Below are 16,721 nucleotides of genomic sequence, written 5' to 3' on the forward strand. Positions count from 1 at the left end.
TCGCAAGGTAGAAGGACGTCCCGCAACGTCGGGACACGGTTATCAGTAATAAGGGGCGATAAACGCCCCTTGCCCACCGAGTGCAGCGATGGCTTTTATTTCTCGTGCGCCGTGCGATCGCCACGCAGCAGGCCGGTAGCGCTGTCCGGATAGTCGCGCGGCATCTGTACCGGTACCTGATCGTTATCCGCTTCCGATTCGGTAAGCTGATAAGCGAACGGATTTTTTTCGCCCGGCAGGTTTGGCAGCAGGTCGTTAGAGCCTTTCGCCATGTGCTGATAAAGCTGGCGATAGTCGCGCGCCATGTTGTCCAGAAGCTCGGCGCTCTGCGCGAAATGGCTGGTCAGCTCTTCACGATAATCGGCCAGTTCGGCTTTCGTTTTTTCCAGTTCGTACTGCTGACTGCGCTGTTCACGCAGCTTCCTGTTGCCAAAACGCATGGCCAAAGCACCAATAATCAGGCCCACTACCAGGCCAATAAGCGCGTATTCCCAGGTCATAATAACTCCCGTGTTGTCTTCATCGTTCCGTAAGGACCTCCGGCTTAATGCCTGTCCGTTAATAGCCACTATAACCGCTAATCTTATGGAAGTGGAATCCTGCGGCAGCATCGCTTAGTGTAGAACGACTTTTTTTTCGACAATCAACCACCTGATGCACCGAATATTTCAGGGAACGGGAATCTATGCAAACCAAGTCACCTCTTGCGCTCTATCAGCAGGCGCTGGATAAGGGCGAATATCAACCTGATGATATTCAACGTGAAGCTGTTACGCGCCTTGACGCGATTTATCAGGCGTTAAGCCGTACTGGCAGCAGCGCCGAACCCCAGGCAAAAGGGCTGTTCGGCAAGCTGAATAAGCTTATAGGAAAAGGGAAAAGCGAAGCGCAAACCCCCGTACGCGGCCTTTACATGTGGGGCGGCGTGGGTCGTGGTAAAACATGGCTGATGGACATGTTTTTTCAGGCAATTCCTGGCGAACGCAAGCAGCGACTGCATTTTCACCGCTTTATGCTGCGGGTGCATGAAGAGCTGACCGGCTTACAGGGACAGAGCGATCCGTTGCAGATCGTGGCCGATCGCTTTAAAAGCGAAACGGATCTGCTCTGCTTCGATGAATTTTTTGTCTCAGACATCACCGACGCGATGCTGTTGGGCACGCTGATGGAAGCGCTGTTTGCCAGAGGTATCACGCTGGTGGCGACCTCTAACATTCCGCCGGATGAGCTTTACCGCAACGGTTTACAGCGTGCGCGTTTTCTTCCCGCGATTGAAATGATCAAGAAACATTGCGATATCATGAACGTGGATGCGGGTATCGATTATCGCCTGCGCACGCTGACTTCTGCGCATCTGTGGATGATGCCGCTGAATGAAGCGACCAGCAAAGAAATGGACAGGATGTTTGTCGCGCTGGCCGGAAAAGCGCGTACCGACCGGCCGGTGCTGGAAATCAACCATCGTCAGCTGCCAACGCTGGGCGTGGCGGAAGGCGTGGTCGCGATGGATTTCCTGACGCTATGCGGGGAAGGGCGCAGCCAGCACGATTATATCGAGCTATCACGCCGTTTTCACAGCGTACTGCTGTTTAACGTCCCGGTAATGATCTACAAAACTGAAGATCAGGCGCGCCGTTTTCTGGCGTTAGTAGATGAGTTTTACGAGCGTCATGTTAAGCTGGTGATCTCGGCTGAGGCCACGCTATACGAGATTTACCAGGGCGCGCGGCTGAAGTTTGAATATCAGCGCTGCGTTTCGCGCCTTCAGGAGATGCAAAGCGAAGAGTATCTTCGACTGCCACACCTGCCATGAACCGTTAAATTTCCCGGCGTCGGGGTGCATTTAATTGTAAAAAGGGGTCGCGCTTTGCGGGCGACTTCTCTATAATCTTGCGACCCCACGTTACAGCAAAGGTTTTTTTCCCAAAACTCTTTGTGTTCCAGTAACTCTATCCGAAGGGGTGGGCTTGCTGGTCGAGATGGTCGTGTGAGCCTCAACCGTTTATTCAAGCGTTTGGGATTTCACCAACGTGTAACTTAATTTGGGTAAGCTTTTAGATGAAAACTTTTACAGCTAAACCAGAATCCGTCCAACGTGACTGGTATGTTGTTGACGCAACGGGCAAAACTTTAGGTCGTTTAGCGACTGAACTGGCTCGTCGTCTGCGCGGTAAGCATAAAGCGGAATACACTCCGCACGTAGATACCGGTGATTACATCATCGTTCTGAACGCTGACAAAGTTGCCGTAACCGGTAACAAGCGTACTGACAAGATTTACTATCATCACACTGGCCACATCGGTGGAATCAAGCAAGCGACCTTCGAAGAGATGATTGCTCGCCGTCCTGAGCGTGTGATTGAAATCGCGGTTAAAGGCATGCTGCCAAAGGGCCCGCTGGGTCGTGCTATGTACCGTAAACTGAAAGTTTACGCGGGCAACGAGCACAACCATGCGGCACAGCAACCGCAAGTTCTTGACATTTAATCGGGATTACAGGCAATGGCTGAGAATCAAAACTACGGCACTGGTCGCCGCAAAAGCTCTACCGCTCGCGTATTTATCAAGCCGGGCAGTGGTAACATCGTCATCAACCAGCGTTCTCTGGAACAGTACTTCGGTCGCGAAACTGCCCGCATGGTAGTTCGTCAGCCGCTGGAGCTGCTGGATCTGGTTGGTAAATTCGATCTGTACGTCACCGTTAAAGGTGGTGGTATTTCTGGTCAGGCTGGTGCGATCCGTCACGGTATCACCCGCGCTCTGATGGAATACGACGAGTCACTGCGTGGCGAACTGCGTAAAGCAGGCTTCGTTACCCGTGATGCTCGTCAGGTTGAACGTAAGAAAGTCGGTCTGCGTAAAGCACGTCGTCGTCCACAGTTCTCCAAGCGTTAATTTATTCTGCTGTTGCAGAGTCAATTATCGAAAACCCGGTGCCTGCACCGGGTTTTTTCTTGTCTTTTTTCTGGCGTAGCTCTTAAAAACGCAACGGGCTTTGTCATTTTCCCGTCAAATCCCAATTCCTGCCCCCACAAGCTGGCTAAAATCTGGTAAACTGTGTGTCACTTTGTGCCTGTTAGCAGGGCGGTGGCGCTGGCGATAAGTCGTCCGGATTCAACCGCAGCTGGCGGCAATTTTAGCAGCCTGGTCGCCGCGTGGCGGGCTTGCGCAGTAATTTTCTGGATAAACTTGGAGGTTTACATGGCTGTCGCTGCCAACAAACGTTCGGTAATGACGCTGTTTTCTGGTCCGACTGACATTTTTAGCCATCAGGTGCGTATTGTCCTGGCGGAAAAAGGTGTCAGCGTAGAGATCGAACAGGTAGAAATGGATAATCTGCCCCAGGATCTGATTGACCTCAATCCCTACCGTACCGTGCCAACGTTAGTCGATCGCGAGCTGACGCTGTATGAGTCCCGCATCATCATGGAATACCTTGATGAACGCTTCCCGCATCCGCCGCTGATGCCTGTCTATCCGGTCGCGCGTGGCGAAAGCCGCCTGATGATGCACCGCGTAGAGCAGGACTGGTACACGCTGATGCGTAAAGTAGAAAACGGTACGGCGCAGGAAGCGGAAGCCGCGCGTAAACAGCTGCGTGAAGAGCTGCTGGCGATTGCGCCGCTTTTCTCCCGTACGCCTTTCTTTATGAGCGAAGAGTTCAGCCTGGTTGACTGCTATCTGGCACCGCTGCTGTGGCGTTTGCCGCAGATGGGTATCGAGCTGATCGGCGCCGGGTCAAAAGAGCTGAAAGGCTACATGACGCGCGTATTCGAACGTGACTCCTTCCTGGCTTCCCTGACGGAAGCAGAACGCGAAATGCGCCTGCATACGCGGGGCTAATATGGAAATGTCGCAACTTACCGCTCGTCGCCCTTATCTGCTCAGGGCGTTCTACGAATGGCTGCTGGACAACCAGCTGACGCCTCATCTCGTGGTGGATATTAATCTGCCCGGCGTGATGGTGCCGCTGGAGTACGCTCGCGATGGACAGATTGTCCTGAATATCGCGCCGCGTGCCGTAGGCAACCTTGAGCTGGGCAACGATGAGGTTACCTTCAATGCCCGCTTCGGCGGCGTACCTCGTCAGGTCAGCGTGCCGCTGGCAGCGGTGATGGCTATCTACGCGCGTGAAAACGGTGCGGGAACCATGTTTGAGCCAGAACCGGTCTACGAAGCGGCGGGCGAGTACAATCCGGACGCTGAAGCACCTGAAACGGTCATGTCGGTTATCGATGGCGATCGGCCAGATGATAGCGGGCAGGATGATGATGGCAACGACGAGCCGCCGCCGCGCGGAGGTCGTCCGTCGCTGCGCGTCGTGAAGTAAAAGCTATTAGCTGACTGTGAGTTCGGCAGTAGTTGTAAAACCAGCCTTTGCAGGCTGGTTTTTTTATGGCTTTTAACGGTGAAGCATCAGTAAACGTCGCGCAGGTAACGCTTCTCTTTCTTCAGCTGATCCACGTAATCGGCAGCACGCTCGGCAGAGAGACCGCCAAACTGGGCGATAATCTCATACAGCGCTTTATCCACGTCCTTGGCCATACGTGACGCATCGCCGCACACGTAGAAGTAAGCGCCTTCCTGCAGCCAGGCATACAGCTCGGCACCCTGTTCCATCATGCGGTTCTGCACGTAAATCTTTTTGGCCTGATCGCGTGAGAAAGCCAGATCCAGACGGTTCAGCAGACCGTTTTCCTGCCACGCCAGCAGCTCGTCACGATAGATAAAGTCGTGCTCCAGGCGCTGATCGCCAAAGAACAGCCAGTTTTTGCCTTTTGCGCCGGTTGCCTGACGCTCCTGCAAAAAGGCGCGGAAAGGCGCGATACCGGTGCCGGGGCCAACCATGATCAGCGGCGCATCGTTGTTAGCCGGAACGCGGAACGCTTTGTTTGGCGAAATAAAAATGGCTGGCTTTTCACCGCGACCCACGCGCTCGGCCAGGTAGGTCGAGCAGACGCCGTTACGCGCGCGTCCTGCACTGTGGTAGCGCACGGAGGCAATGGTGAGATGAACCTGATTAGGGTGCGCCTTAGAGCTGGAAGAGATGGAATAAGCGCGATGCTGTAATGGACGCAGCAGCGCAACAAATTCAGGAATGCTCAGCGTACGTGCCAGTTCAAGCTGCAGCAGATCCAGCGAATCTTTGCCCCACAGCCAGACGCCCATCGCATCCTTATCATCATGCTGCAGAACATGACGCAGCTCCTGGTTAGTGGTGTTTTGACCAACCCATTCAATCAGCTTGCGTGAAGGCTCAGAAATCTCAAACTGGTAGGTTAACAGATCGCCCAGGCTGCGATCGTAACCGGAAACCGGCGTATCGTAATCGGCCTTCAGCTGCGCCAGCAGCAGGTTAACCAGCGTCGGGTCGTTAACCGGAATGACGCCAAGCGCATCACCCGCTTCATATTTCAGCCCGCTGTCGGTCAGGTCGAATTCGAAATGACGAATGTCTTTTTCCGAATCAGGCCCTGAGAGACGCTTATTGGTGACCAGCGCCGCAGCGTAAGGATTCTGCTTATTGCTGCCTGGAATAACCGGCGCTTCCGGACGGTTTTCCAGCGCCTTACCACTGCTGCCCGCGCTGGCGGCAAACTGCGGCATCGAACCGGCAAGCCATTGCTGAGCCGGATCTTCATAGTCAATATCGCAGTCGATACGGTCGGCCAGGCGTTGCGCACCGAGCTGTTCCAGACGCATATCGATAAATTTACCGGCCTGGCAGAAGCCGTCGTAGCCGGTATCGCCAATTGCCAGTACCGCAAAGTGCATCTGTTCAAGACGCGGCGCGGTGCTGGCAGAGATAGCCTGCCAGAACAGCTGCGCGTTATCCGGCATCTCGCCTTCGCCATAGGTTGACGTGATAACCAGCACGTGACGCATAGAGGCGAAAATATCGATATCCACTTCGCCCAGCGCCTGCACGACAGGGACCAGGCCGCTATCGCGTGCTGCTTTCGCTGCGCTTTGCGCCAGCGCTTCCGCATTGCCCGTTTGTGAGCCAAACAGGATATGCAGCTGCGTAGTGGCCGCTGCGCCGGTGCCATTGTCAGCCTGCGGACGCTCTTCCAGCACCAGCAGACGTGAATGTAATCCGGCAAGAAAGCCCGCCAGCCAGTATTTCTGCTCGCCGTTAAACGGCGCGTCTTCAGGAATGTAAGGAATTTTCATCGGTTTTCTGTACTCGATCCGTCATATAAACAAAGGCTCATTGTCAGGAAAGTTTCCCGACGGCAGCAGCGATCTCCGGCAGCGCGGCGCGGGCAAACAGCTCTTCGAAGTCAGGCAGTCCTCCCAGTACTTCGCGGTTACGCGCATCCTGATAAATGATCCAGCCATAGGTAGCCAGGCTGTCCATCGAACGAATATTACGCTGCGTTAACGCCGCTTTGTAGTCCGCCATACGCTTCGCGGCGATCAGGCAGGCCAGCTCGTCGTCGCTGTAGCTTTCAATTGCCGAACGCGCGTGGCGCTGTAGCTTGCTGATCAGAGCAAAGTCTTCCGTCATCAGCAGGTTACGTACGGCTTTTTCTACGGCTGCGTTATCTACGGAGGTGCCTTTTGGCAGGCGCGAGAGCGCCAGCTGTTGGGCAAAGCTGAGCACGGTATAGTTGTTCAGCAGCACGAACATTTCCGGCGTATCGGTCGCGCCGTAGGCCGGCACCGCGCCGTTGGCGATGGTCGATTTATTGCGCCATGCCGCTTTAAATTTTGCCACCTGATGGGCCGCCAGCGCGGTAGACAACTCTTCCAGCAGGTCTTTACGCGCTTTCGCCTTCAGAATCTCTTTGCTGTCCTGGTAAAGCAGCAGTGAACGCGGCATCACGTAGACAAAGTGCTGGCATTCGGTTTCCCAGTGCTCCAGCAGCCAGGCCGCACGCGGCGAACCGGTCGCCTGCAGATGCCAGCGCAGCATAGTCAGCACCGCATCTTTATGGGTTCTGGCCATCTCGTCGTTGTCGGTAATCGCACCGAACAGAACAGAGTCGCCCGCTGCATGACTGGCCAGCTTGCGGTACGGGTCGTACTGGTAGGCGAAACCGCCGCTCATCCCGTTACCGAATCCGGTACCGAAGGTGCCGAGGTTTAACACCGCGCCGTTGGTCATATATTCGCAGCAGAAATCGCCCACGCCTTCGACTACTGCCGTTGCGCCGGAGTTACGCACGGCAAAACGGTCGCCCGCCTGGCCCTGCACAAACAGGCGTCCGCCGGTTGCCCCAAACAGCGCGAAGTTGCCGATCAAAACGTTGCCTTCTGCATCCTGTGAACCGCCGCCTGGCGACATGACGATCAGCTCGCCGCCGCACTGGCCTTTGCCCACGCCGTCGTTACAGGTGCCGCGATGCTTCAACTGCATACCATCGTTACAGAACACGCCGAACGACTGCCCGGCAGAACCGGACGTGGTAATTCTTACCGTTTCCGGGGCCAGATAGTGACGTCCACGATCGTCTGCCAGCACGGCAGGCATGGCGGCCAGCTCTGCTTTGCTTAGCTTATGGTTAAGCAGACGCTCAATATCGATAGCCAGCTGGCCACCGACGCTCTTGTTACGGTTGTTCAACGTGATGCCATGGCCCAGCTCAATCGAGCTGTCCGTTTTCAGCAGCGCGCTCTCCACCTGGCCAACCCAGCCATCGTCCAGCTCAAAATCTTTCTCCAGGTAAACCGGGTGAGCGATTTTGATTTCCGGTACGACGGTCAGCATTGCCCGCAGATCCAGTTTGCCAACTTCCAGCGGATGGTCCATCAGGTGCAGCAGATCGGAGCGGCCACGCGCTTCACGCAGTGAGCGCAGGCCAAGACGGGCCAGGATTTCACGCACTTCGTGAGCAACATTCATAAAATATTGCGCCAGCTGACGCGGATCGCCGTCGAAAGCCTCGGCATTGGTCGTCAGACCCGCCGGGCATTTCACGTTACAGTTTTTAGCCATCACGCACTTCAGCATCATCAGCGCGGTGGTGCCAAATTCAAAGCTGTCGCTGCCCAGCAGTGCCGATTTCACTACGTCACTGCCGGTTTGCTGCGCGCCAGAACTGCGCAGCAGAACTTTTTGGCGCAGGCCGTTAGCGCACAGCGCCTGATGAACTTCGGCAATGCCGATTTCCGCCACGCGACCGGTATATTTCAGGCTGGTTACCGAAGCCGCACCCGTGCCGCCGGTGTTACCGGCAACGTTAATCACGTCCGCACCCGCTTTGGCAACGCCAACCGCGATGGTGCCGATACCTTCTGAAGAGACCAGCTTGACGATGACGCGTACGCGCGCCGCCTTGCAGTCGTGAATCAGCTGCGCCAGATCTTCGATAGAGTAGGTGTCATGGTGCGGAGGAGGTGAAACCAGCTCCACGCCAGGCGTACCGCCACGCGCGGCGGCAATTTCTACCGTAACTTTGGCCGCCGGCAGCTGTCCGCCTTCGCCTGGTTTTGCGCCCTGGCCAATTTTGATTTCCAGCTCTTCCAGCATCGGGTCGGCCAGGTAAGCGGCCCAGACGCCGAAGCGGCCGGAAGCCAGCTGCTTGATGCGCGAGGCGCAGATAGTGCCGTGACGGGAATAGTGCTCGCCGCCTTCACCGCAGTTGCTCATGCCGCCAACCATGTTGGTGCCGTGCGCCACCGCTTCGTGAGCCGGTGCCACCAGTGCGCCGTGGCTCATCGCGCCTGAAGCGAAGGTACGGGTAATTTCGCTGGCTGGCTGTACTTCGCTTAACGGCAGAGAAGGCGAAGTGGTAAACATCCGCGACAGATAGTCCGCCGCTTTGCCCGAGGCAATAATATGCAGGCTGCCCGCCATTACTTCGCCACTGCTGATTTCGTCGCCGAAGCGGCTTTTCAGCGCGGCCAGCAGGGCAGAGAGGCGCTCAACTTCCGTCTTCAGGCCTGCAATCGTGTCAGAAAGGCGCAGCGTAAAGTGGCCTTCGCCGCCGTCACCCGCCTCGCACAGCAGACCACGCACGGCGAAGCCGTTGTTAATCAGCGAATAGCGGCCCAGCTTACGGCTAAATTCCGCAACGCTGTCGACGTGAGTCAAATCTGCCGGGAAAGTCAGAATATCGCGCAGCGCGGCCGGACGACGTTTACGTTCTTCATGCATCTGGCTGGAGAACTCGCGGTAATCCGGCGTGATGGCAAAGTTGTCGATAACCTCGTTCGGAATACGCTCGAAGCTGCTGTCGGCAAAGGAGTTCGGCTTGATATTGAAAGCGTTATCCAGTTTTGCCAGCGTCAACAGACGGATAAAGTCGTCCTCTTCGCGCGGCTTGTCAGCATTGGCAAAGCGCAGCGGCTGCTCGGTCATATCGATAAAAGTACGTACCGCGATGGTGCCGTATGAGTGGCCAGCGCCTTCGGCACGCTCTTTAAACAGGCCCAGCAGCGGCACTTCTGATTCGCCCTGGATCCTCAGAGCGCTTTGATGCCAGTCCACGGCCATCTGCGCGATAGTGGCAAAGCCCGCGCCGCCAACCGGCGTTTTAATATTCGGGAAGTATTTCTTCAGAACCCGATCTTCAGTATCCAGGAAGTTAGGCTCAAAGAATTCGCCGCAGCTGTAGCTTTCCACGGTACACAGACCCACTTTGCCCATGGTTTTCATCAGCGCTTTTTCGGCAGCTTTGGCATAGCGCTTAAAGGCTTTATTGCCTTCTTCGCCTTCACCGTATTTCTCTTCGGCCCGCATCTGTACGCCAAGCGGATAAATAGCGGAAGCGCCAAAGCCCAGCGCGGCAGCGATATGGTGCGAAGAGATGCTTTGTCCGCTTTCTACGACCAGCGACACGTCCAGACGCAGACCTTCCTGCACCAGACGCTGGTTAATAGCGGAAACCACCAGCAGCATTGGGATAGCGGCGCGCTCGCTGGAGATATGGCGGTCGGTCAGGACAGCAATGCCGCCCTGTGCGCGGGCGAAATCCACCACCTGCTGCGCCAGATCGTCAATCGCTTTTTCCAGCGCAATGGCGTTATCGGTACGGCTTTGCGCATCGCTGCCCACCACCGGACGATAAAGCATGTCGAACCGCGCATAAGGAGCAACATCCTGCTCGCGCAGCTGCAACATATCCAGATGGGTCAGAATCGGCGTGGGAACGATTATCTGGCGGCCTTTGCTGCGGCCCAGATGCGGCTTGGCACCCAGCGCAACGCGTAGCGTCATGCCATCCGCCTCGCGGATAGAATCCAGCGGCGGGTTGGTCACCTGCGCAAAGCGTTGTGAAAAATAGTGCGCCATGCCGCCTTCGTGATCGGAAAGCCCGTTGATGGCATTGCCGTAACCCATCGCGGAGATCTTTTCCGCGCCGGTTGCCAGCATAGGATCCATCATGAACTTAAAGCTTTCCTGGTTGTAGTAGTAGGCGACGAAACGCTGATAGGTTTTTAAGTCACCACCGTAACGCAGCGGCGAACCCTGCTGCTCGGCAGGCACAACCGGCAGATCCTGCAAGGTTACGCGAGCCTGCTCCAGCAGCGCCGGATAATCTTTCTCGGCGGCCAGCTTTTCCAGCGCTTCGTTAGTGGTGTAGCTACGCTTTTCCTGGTGATCGTAATAGAGCATGCCGCCCGCTTCGATACGGCCACGACGCAGCACGCTTTCCGGAGGGAAGGCAATTTGTCCGGCTTCCGACATGGCACCGATATATTCAGCGGTCTCTACCGAACGCAGCGGACGCAGGCCCAGACGGTCCAGACGCGCGCCAATCACTTCGCCGTTACCGAAGATGAGCGCCGCCGGACCATCGTTTTTCTCTTCGTACAGCGAAAAATATTCCAGCATCGCACGGACTTCCGGCGACAGCGTGTCATCGTTTTCCCACGCTGGCGGCATCATGGAGACCACCGCGTTGATCAGGTCAAGGTTATCTTCCATCAGGCGGCTGTGGATGCTCTGATCCAGACGCGAGCTGTCCGACTGGCCTTTTGGCCGCACGATCTTTTTACCGCGCGCCAGCGCCAGCGCAGCTTCGGCAATCCGGTTTTTACGATCCGTATTCAGTTCGCCGTTGTGCGCCATCAGGCGGAAAGGCTGCGCCATCGTGGTATGCGGATCGGTATTGGTTGAAAAACGGGTATGGAAGAACAGGCCGCGAACCTGATGGTCCGGATCGGTCAGATCTTTAAAATATGGGATCACTTCGTTGGAATTCAGGCGAGCTTTGAAAACCTGGGTGCGTGATGAAAGAGAAAGCGGATAAAGACCGCCAAATTCGCTTTCGGTAAAAGCACGGGCTTCAATAGCCAGCAGGGCACGATAGATGCGTTTTTCAAAGTCGTCCCGATCGGCCACGTCATAAGGCGCGTTAAATACCCATTGCACGATAGGCAGCTGGAACTGGATGGCCGCCGGCCGCAGAACGCTGGTATCGAGCGGCATATCGCGCTTTAAAATGATGTCCAGGCCGTGCGCGGCCAGCGTCTCTTCTACCAGGCTTTCCGCACGGGCGCGCTGTTCATCATCTTTAGGGACAAAAAAGTTACCCACGCCGAAATGGCCTGACTTAAGTGGCGTACCGGTAATCTTGCGGAAAAATTGCAGAGAAATATCTACATTGACGCCGGCACCGTCGCCCACGCCTTCGGCTGACATGCCGCCACGATGCGGCACCGTGCAGAGTGCACTGTGCGCCATCTGAAGAATTTCATGGGTCTGCTCGCCATCCTTGCGGGTAATAAAACCGACGCCGCAGCTGTCGTTTTCTTGCGATGGGTCATACAGACCATAGGGAAACGCTTGTGGATTGGACATGGCAGACCTCCTGACTTCTTTTGACATTACCTACGTTATTTCAGGCACAGATTGCGACGGAGAAGGCTCCCCAGGCTCTGTATCATTTTCCTGACCGCTTGTCGGGTGACTGTTCGCCGGGCATTTTTCTCCAGGACTCTCTGAAGAAAAAGCTCGTTAATTTCCGGGTCTCTGATGGGAGATAACTTGCATCATGAGGGAGTCTTCTTGCTGCATAGATATGCCGAGACACTGGCCCGTCAGGAACGCTTCCAGCGAATTTCCAACTTATCGGGAAAGCGTACTCAGGTCAAATAGCCGCCTCTTAACGGTATTTAGTGCCCTTTTAAGATCTATCCATTTGATTGTTATGATTTTATTGCTGTTTTTTCTGCATGGAGTTTCATCACAGAAACCCTGTTAAGTGTGAGCTGTCTCACTGTAGTGCAGGCAGCAAATCTCTGCACCATGCTGGTGCCGGGGTTATTGTCAGCAGAATATGCTGGTAAAGAGGTGTTAATTGTTGAAACGCACTGTTTTTCAGGTTGTCATGGATTTGAATTAAACCGCGTATCATCATTAGTAAAATTAATCAGGCTGTGAGTGACTAAATTACCACTTATCGTGAATGATTATTCTATCTGCAAATCAGTAAAACGCCACCGAAAGCACTTATCGTAATGAAATTTAAAAAACCGTCATGCATTTATCCATAAACTAAAGCAGCGGAATTATGCAGCGGCTAAAAGCGCCTTAATTGATAGCAGGGCGCCACTAACCGGTGATATTTCAGGAAGTAACCGCTGCTGCCAGCGCATTTTCCTTGTTAAATCACACGCTTTTCTTCCAGTGCGTAAGTAATCACTTGTCTTCCAAATGCACTAAACAGGTGCACCACGGGCATTTCACCCGCAACCTTGGCCTTTCAGGCTTTTGCGGTATGATTGACCCAACCGCTCTGCAAGGATCTTTTATGAAACAAATTCGTCTGTTAGCCCAGTATTACGTCGATCTGATGGTGAAACTGGGGCTGGTGCGTTTTTCACTGTTGCTGGCTTCCGCGCTGGTCGTTCTGGCGATGATTGTGCAGATGGCGGTGACCATGGTGCTACGCGGCCATGTGGAAAGTATTGATATGGTTCGCTCAGTCTTTTTTGGCCTGTTAATTACGCCCTGGGCCGTTTATTTCCTGTCGGTAGTGGTTGAGCAGCTTGAAGAGTCGCGACAGCGCCTGGCGCGCCTGGTGGACAAGCTGGAAGAGATGCGCCACCGCGATCTGGAACTCAACCAGCAGATGAAAGAAAACATCACCCAGCTTAACCAGGAGATTGCCGATCGTATCAGAGCGGAAAAAGCACGCCTGCAGGTTATGGATAAGCTGACCGAAGAGATGACGATCCGCGAGCAGGCGCAAATAGAGCTGGAGCAACAGTCCTCTTTCCTGCGCTCTTTTCTGGATGCGTCGCCCGATCTGGTTTTTTATCGCAACATCGACCAGCAGTTTTCCGGCTGTAACCGCGCAATGGAACTGTTAACCGGCAAAAGCGAAAAACAGCTGATTGGCCTGACGCCGCACGATGTTTATGATCGCGACGCGGCCACTAAGGTACTGGAAACGGACGAAAAGGTTTTCCGCCATAACGTGTCATTGACCTATGAACAGTGGCTGCAATACCCCGACGGACGCAAATCCTGCTTTGAAATCCGCAAAGTGCCTTATTACGACCGCGTTGGCAAACGTAGCGGGCTGATGGGGTTTGGGCGCGATATAACGGAGCGTAAGCGCTATCAGGACGCTTTAGAGAACGCGAGCAGGGAGAAGACCACTTTTATTTCTACCATCAGCCACGAGCTTCGTACGCCGCTTAACGGCATCGTCGGGTTAAGCCGTATTTTGCTGGACACCGAACTGAACCAGGAGCAGCTCAAATACCTGAAAACCATTCACGTATCGGCCATCACGCTCGGCAACATTTTTAACGATGTTATCGAAATGGATAAAATTGAACGACGCAAGGTGCAGCTGGATAACCAGCCGATCGATTTTACCGAATTTATGGCTGACCTTGAGAATCTCTCCGGCCTGCTGGCGCAGCCTAAGGGTCTGAAATTCGTTCTGGAGACGCATCAGCCTCTTCCTCATAAAATTATTACCGACGGCACGCGCCTGCGTCAAATCCTGTGGAATTTAATCGGCAATGCGGTGAAGTTTACGCAGCAGGGCAACATCATCGTCAGAGTGGATTACCAGGGGGAAGATTGCCTGCGTTTTGACGTGGAAGATTCCGGGATGGGCATTCCGCAGGATGAGCAGGACAAGATCTTTGCCATGTATTACCAGGTAAAAGATCAGAATGGCGGTAAACCTGCGACCGGCACCGGTATCGGCCTGGCTGTGTCGCGTCGCCTTGCGCAAAGCATGGGCGGTGATATTACGGTGAAAAGCGCGCCGGGCAAAGGTTCCTGCTTCACCTTAACCATTAACGCGCCGCGTATCGCCAGGCAGCACGAAGACGAGCAGCCTGCTGACGATATGCCGCTACCGGCGCTGCACGTGCTGCTGGTGGAAGACATTGAGCTGAACGTGGTTGTCGCGCGCTCGGTGCTGGAAAAACTGGGCAACAGCGTAGAAGTGGCGATGACGGGCGCAGAGGCGCTGGCGATGTTCGATCCCGAAGAGTTCGATCTGGTGCTGCTGGATATTCAGCTGCCCGATATGACCGGCCTGGATGTCGCGCGCGAGATCCACCAGCGCTACAAACATCAGCAGCTGCCGCCGCTGGTGGCGCTCACGGCCAACGTGTTAAAGGACAAAAAAGAGTATCTGGACGCGGGAATGGACGACGTGCTGAGCAAGCCTCTGGCGGTTCCGGCGCTCACGGCCATCATTCAGAAGTACTGGGATTATCAGGAACAGGATGACGAACAGGCACAGGCAATCGCAGAGGCACCGGGCCTGCTGGATACGGCTATGTTAGAGCAATATATTGAGCTGGTCGGGCCGCAGCTGATTGTGCAGAGCCTGGAGATGTTTGAAAAAATGATGCCGGGTTACCTGGAAGTGCTGGATTTGAATATGACCGCGCGCGATCAAAAAGGGATCGCGGAAGAGGGGCACAAGATCAAAGGCGCAGCGGGTTCAGTTGGCTTGGTTCATTTACAGCAGCTGGCGAAGCAGATCCAAAGCCCTGAGCTACCGGCATGGTGGGACAACGTTCAGGAATGGATTGACGAACTGAAACAAGAGTGGCGAAAGGATGTGCAGGTATTACGTGAATGGGTTACTAAGGCCCAAAAAAAATGACCCCGACCGAGGCCGGGGTGCGCGAATACTGCGCCAACACCAGGGAAATCGAGCGCCTGTGCCATTCTTAATGGAAGAGTACAAAGCACAGGTGCGGTATTGGTTAAAACGCTTAGCAACTACCTTAGCAAAACTCGCGTCACACGTTACGAGATTCATTAAGATGTGTGATGTAGAGCAGCGTTTCCAGACAGAAAACATTAATTTGATGATACAGTCAAGCACGGAATGAATTTATTCGCGTTATTGCTCATAAAATGCACAGTTGTACCACTTTTTGTCCGGTTTAGATGAATGTCTCCTGGTAACCGGTCCTGAAGAGAGGGAACGCTGATGAGAAAGAAATTTATCAACGGAAGGTAAATATTTAACTCTATGTTATAGATGTTTTTTTATGAGATTAGGGTCTCTGAGCCGAAACGGTTCAGGCAGGGATGAAAGAAACAGCTAATGAGAGTTTATAACGATTCATTGAAGCTTTTTGCCAGGCAAAATTGTTTTTCAGGTCCAGATAATGTCAAAGCCTGTTTGCGCCACATTGGGTCTCATAGCGCGATGAAAGCGGGGATGTGATTAGTTTTACCGAGGTCAGAACAAATAATTCATAAGAGGTATGAATCTATTTTTTGCGGTGTATCCGCTACAACTGAGTGATTAATTCTTCAGCGCTTTAGCTTCGTTTAAGCGCTGGAACCGATTCCTTTTTTACGGAAGTAATTGATGGCGTTAGCCCATTTACAAAGTGATACGGATTGTAAACAGATGAAAGCGGTTTCATTTACGGCAATTACCGCCTGCTTTTAGCAATCGTGAAGCGTATTTAAAACAACAATGTTACAGGAATTGATAAGATCGTCATGGATATATTTTTATGAGGCAGCATAAAAAATCAGTTTTGCAGCATTTAAAAAAATGGGTATTACGCCTGGTTATCGCTGTAGCAGGGGTATGGCTTACCGGGATCCTGCTTTTTGCATTTTTACCCGTGCCTTTCTCTGCGGTGATGGCAGAGCGTCAGGTAAGCGCGTGGTTTAGCGGAGACTTTCATTATGTTGCCCATTCTGACTGGGTAAGCATGGATCGGATCGCGCCCTGGATGCCGCTGGCGGTCATTGCTTCGGAAGATCAAAAATTTCCAACGCACTGGGGATTTGACGTGCAGGCTATCCAGTCCGTACTGGAAAACGAAGGCGGAGGCGGGCGGGGTGCTTCTACACTGTCGCAGCAAACCGCGAAAAATGTATTTTTATGGGACGGACGGAGCTGGGTGCGTAAAGGACTGGAAGCGGGTTTAACGGTCGGCATTGAAACCGTATGGACCAAAAGGCGTATTCTGACGGTCTATCTGAACGTAGCGGAATTTGGTCCTGGCGTTTTTGGCGTTGAGGCCGCGTCACAGCGCTATTTCCACAAGCCGGCCAGCCGACTGACGATGGCGGAAGCGGCGCTGCTGGCGGCGGTGCTGCCTAACCCGATTCGCTTCAGGGCCGATGCGCCGTCAGCGTGGGTTCGCCAGCGCCAGCAGTGGATTTTACGCCAGATGCGGCAGCTGGGCGGGGAAGGCTTCCTGCAGGCACATAAGCTTCGCTGAAAAGCGAAGCTTGTCAGACTACTGACGGGCACGCTGGCTTTTTTATAGCGGCCCCGATACCAGGCCGCAGGGGCAGGGCGAACCGCTTTCACTCG

Annotated in this window: 10 protein-coding genes; 7 read left to right on the top strand and 3 right to left on the bottom strand. The window is 54.2% G+C overall.

What is annotated here, in order from left to right:
• Positions 1-95: 95 nt before the first annotated feature.
• The gene (zapG, locus tag KUE00_RS10375; RefSeq protein ID WP_246759799.1) at positions 96-500 is read right to left on the bottom strand and encodes a Z-ring associated protein ZapG; all 405 of its coding nucleotides are present in this window, start codon (positions 498-500) and stop codon (positions 96-98) included.
• A gap of 185 nt (positions 501-685) precedes the next feature.
• Here zapG and zapE point away from each other — a divergent pair, with 185 nt between their 5' ends.
• From zapE to sspB, 5 genes are all read left to right on the top strand, one after another.
• A complete protein-coding gene (gene zapE / locus KUE00_RS10380; RefSeq protein ID WP_246759800.1) occupies positions 686-1,813 on the top strand; it encodes a cell division protein ZapE in 1,128 nt (375 codons plus the stop codon).
• Between the two features lie 245 nt (positions 1,814-2,058).
• Complete coding sequence (rplM, locus tag KUE00_RS10385; protein WP_125287073.1) at positions 2,059-2,487, top strand: 50S ribosomal protein L13; 429 nt, start codon at positions 2,059-2,061, stop codon at positions 2,485-2,487.
• 15 nt (positions 2,488-2,502) lie between these two features.
• Positions 2,503-2,895, top strand: coding sequence for a 30S ribosomal protein S9 (gene rpsI, locus KUE00_RS10390; RefSeq protein WP_125287074.1), 393 nt, complete (start codon positions 2,503-2,505; stop codon positions 2,893-2,895).
• Positions 2,896-3,201: 306 nt separating this feature from the next.
• On the top strand, positions 3,202-3,843 hold the full coding sequence (gene sspA / locus KUE00_RS10395) for a stringent starvation protein SspA (RefSeq protein WP_246759801.1): 642 nt from the start codon (positions 3,202-3,204) through the stop codon (positions 3,841-3,843).
• Between the two features lies 1 nt (position 3,844).
• Positions 3,845-4,330, top strand: coding sequence for a ClpXP protease specificity-enhancing factor (gene sspB / locus KUE00_RS10400; RefSeq protein WP_246759802.1), 486 nt, complete (start codon positions 3,845-3,847; stop codon positions 4,328-4,330).
• An 86-nt stretch (positions 4,331-4,416) separates the two neighbouring features.
• On the opposite strand, the gene KUE00_RS10405 is transcribed toward sspB, so the two are convergent.
• Both KUE00_RS10405 and KUE00_RS10410 read right to left on the bottom strand, forming a co-directional pair.
• Positions 4,417-6,174, bottom strand: coding sequence for a sulfite reductase subunit alpha (locus KUE00_RS10405; protein ID WP_246759803.1), 1,758 nt, complete (start codon positions 6,172-6,174; stop codon positions 4,417-4,419).
• 43 nt (positions 6,175-6,217) lie between these two features.
• On the bottom strand, positions 6,218-11,752 hold the full coding sequence (locus KUE00_RS10410) for a glutamate synthase-related protein (RefSeq protein ID WP_246759804.1): 5,535 nt from the start codon (positions 11,750-11,752) through the stop codon (positions 6,218-6,220).
• Positions 11,753-12,704: 952 nt separating this feature from the next.
• Here KUE00_RS10410 and arcB point away from each other — a divergent pair.
• The gene (arcB, locus tag KUE00_RS10415; RefSeq protein ID WP_246759805.1) at positions 12,705-15,035 is read left to right on the top strand and encodes an aerobic respiration two-component sensor histidine kinase ArcB; all 2,331 of its coding nucleotides are present in this window, start codon (positions 12,705-12,707) and stop codon (positions 15,033-15,035) included.
• A gap of 871 nt (positions 15,036-15,906) precedes the next feature.
• On the top strand, positions 15,907-16,626 hold the full coding sequence (gene mtgA, locus KUE00_RS10420; protein ID WP_246759806.1) for a monofunctional biosynthetic peptidoglycan transglycosylase: 720 nt from the start codon (positions 15,907-15,909) through the stop codon (positions 16,624-16,626).
• The last annotated feature ends 95 nt before the right edge of the window (positions 16,627-16,721 follow it).

The sequence above is a fragment of the Erwinia phyllosphaerae genome, from assembly GCF_019132875.1.
GTDB classification, from domain to species: domain Bacteria; phylum Pseudomonadota; class Gammaproteobacteria; order Enterobacterales; family Enterobacteriaceae; genus Erwinia; species Erwinia phyllosphaerae.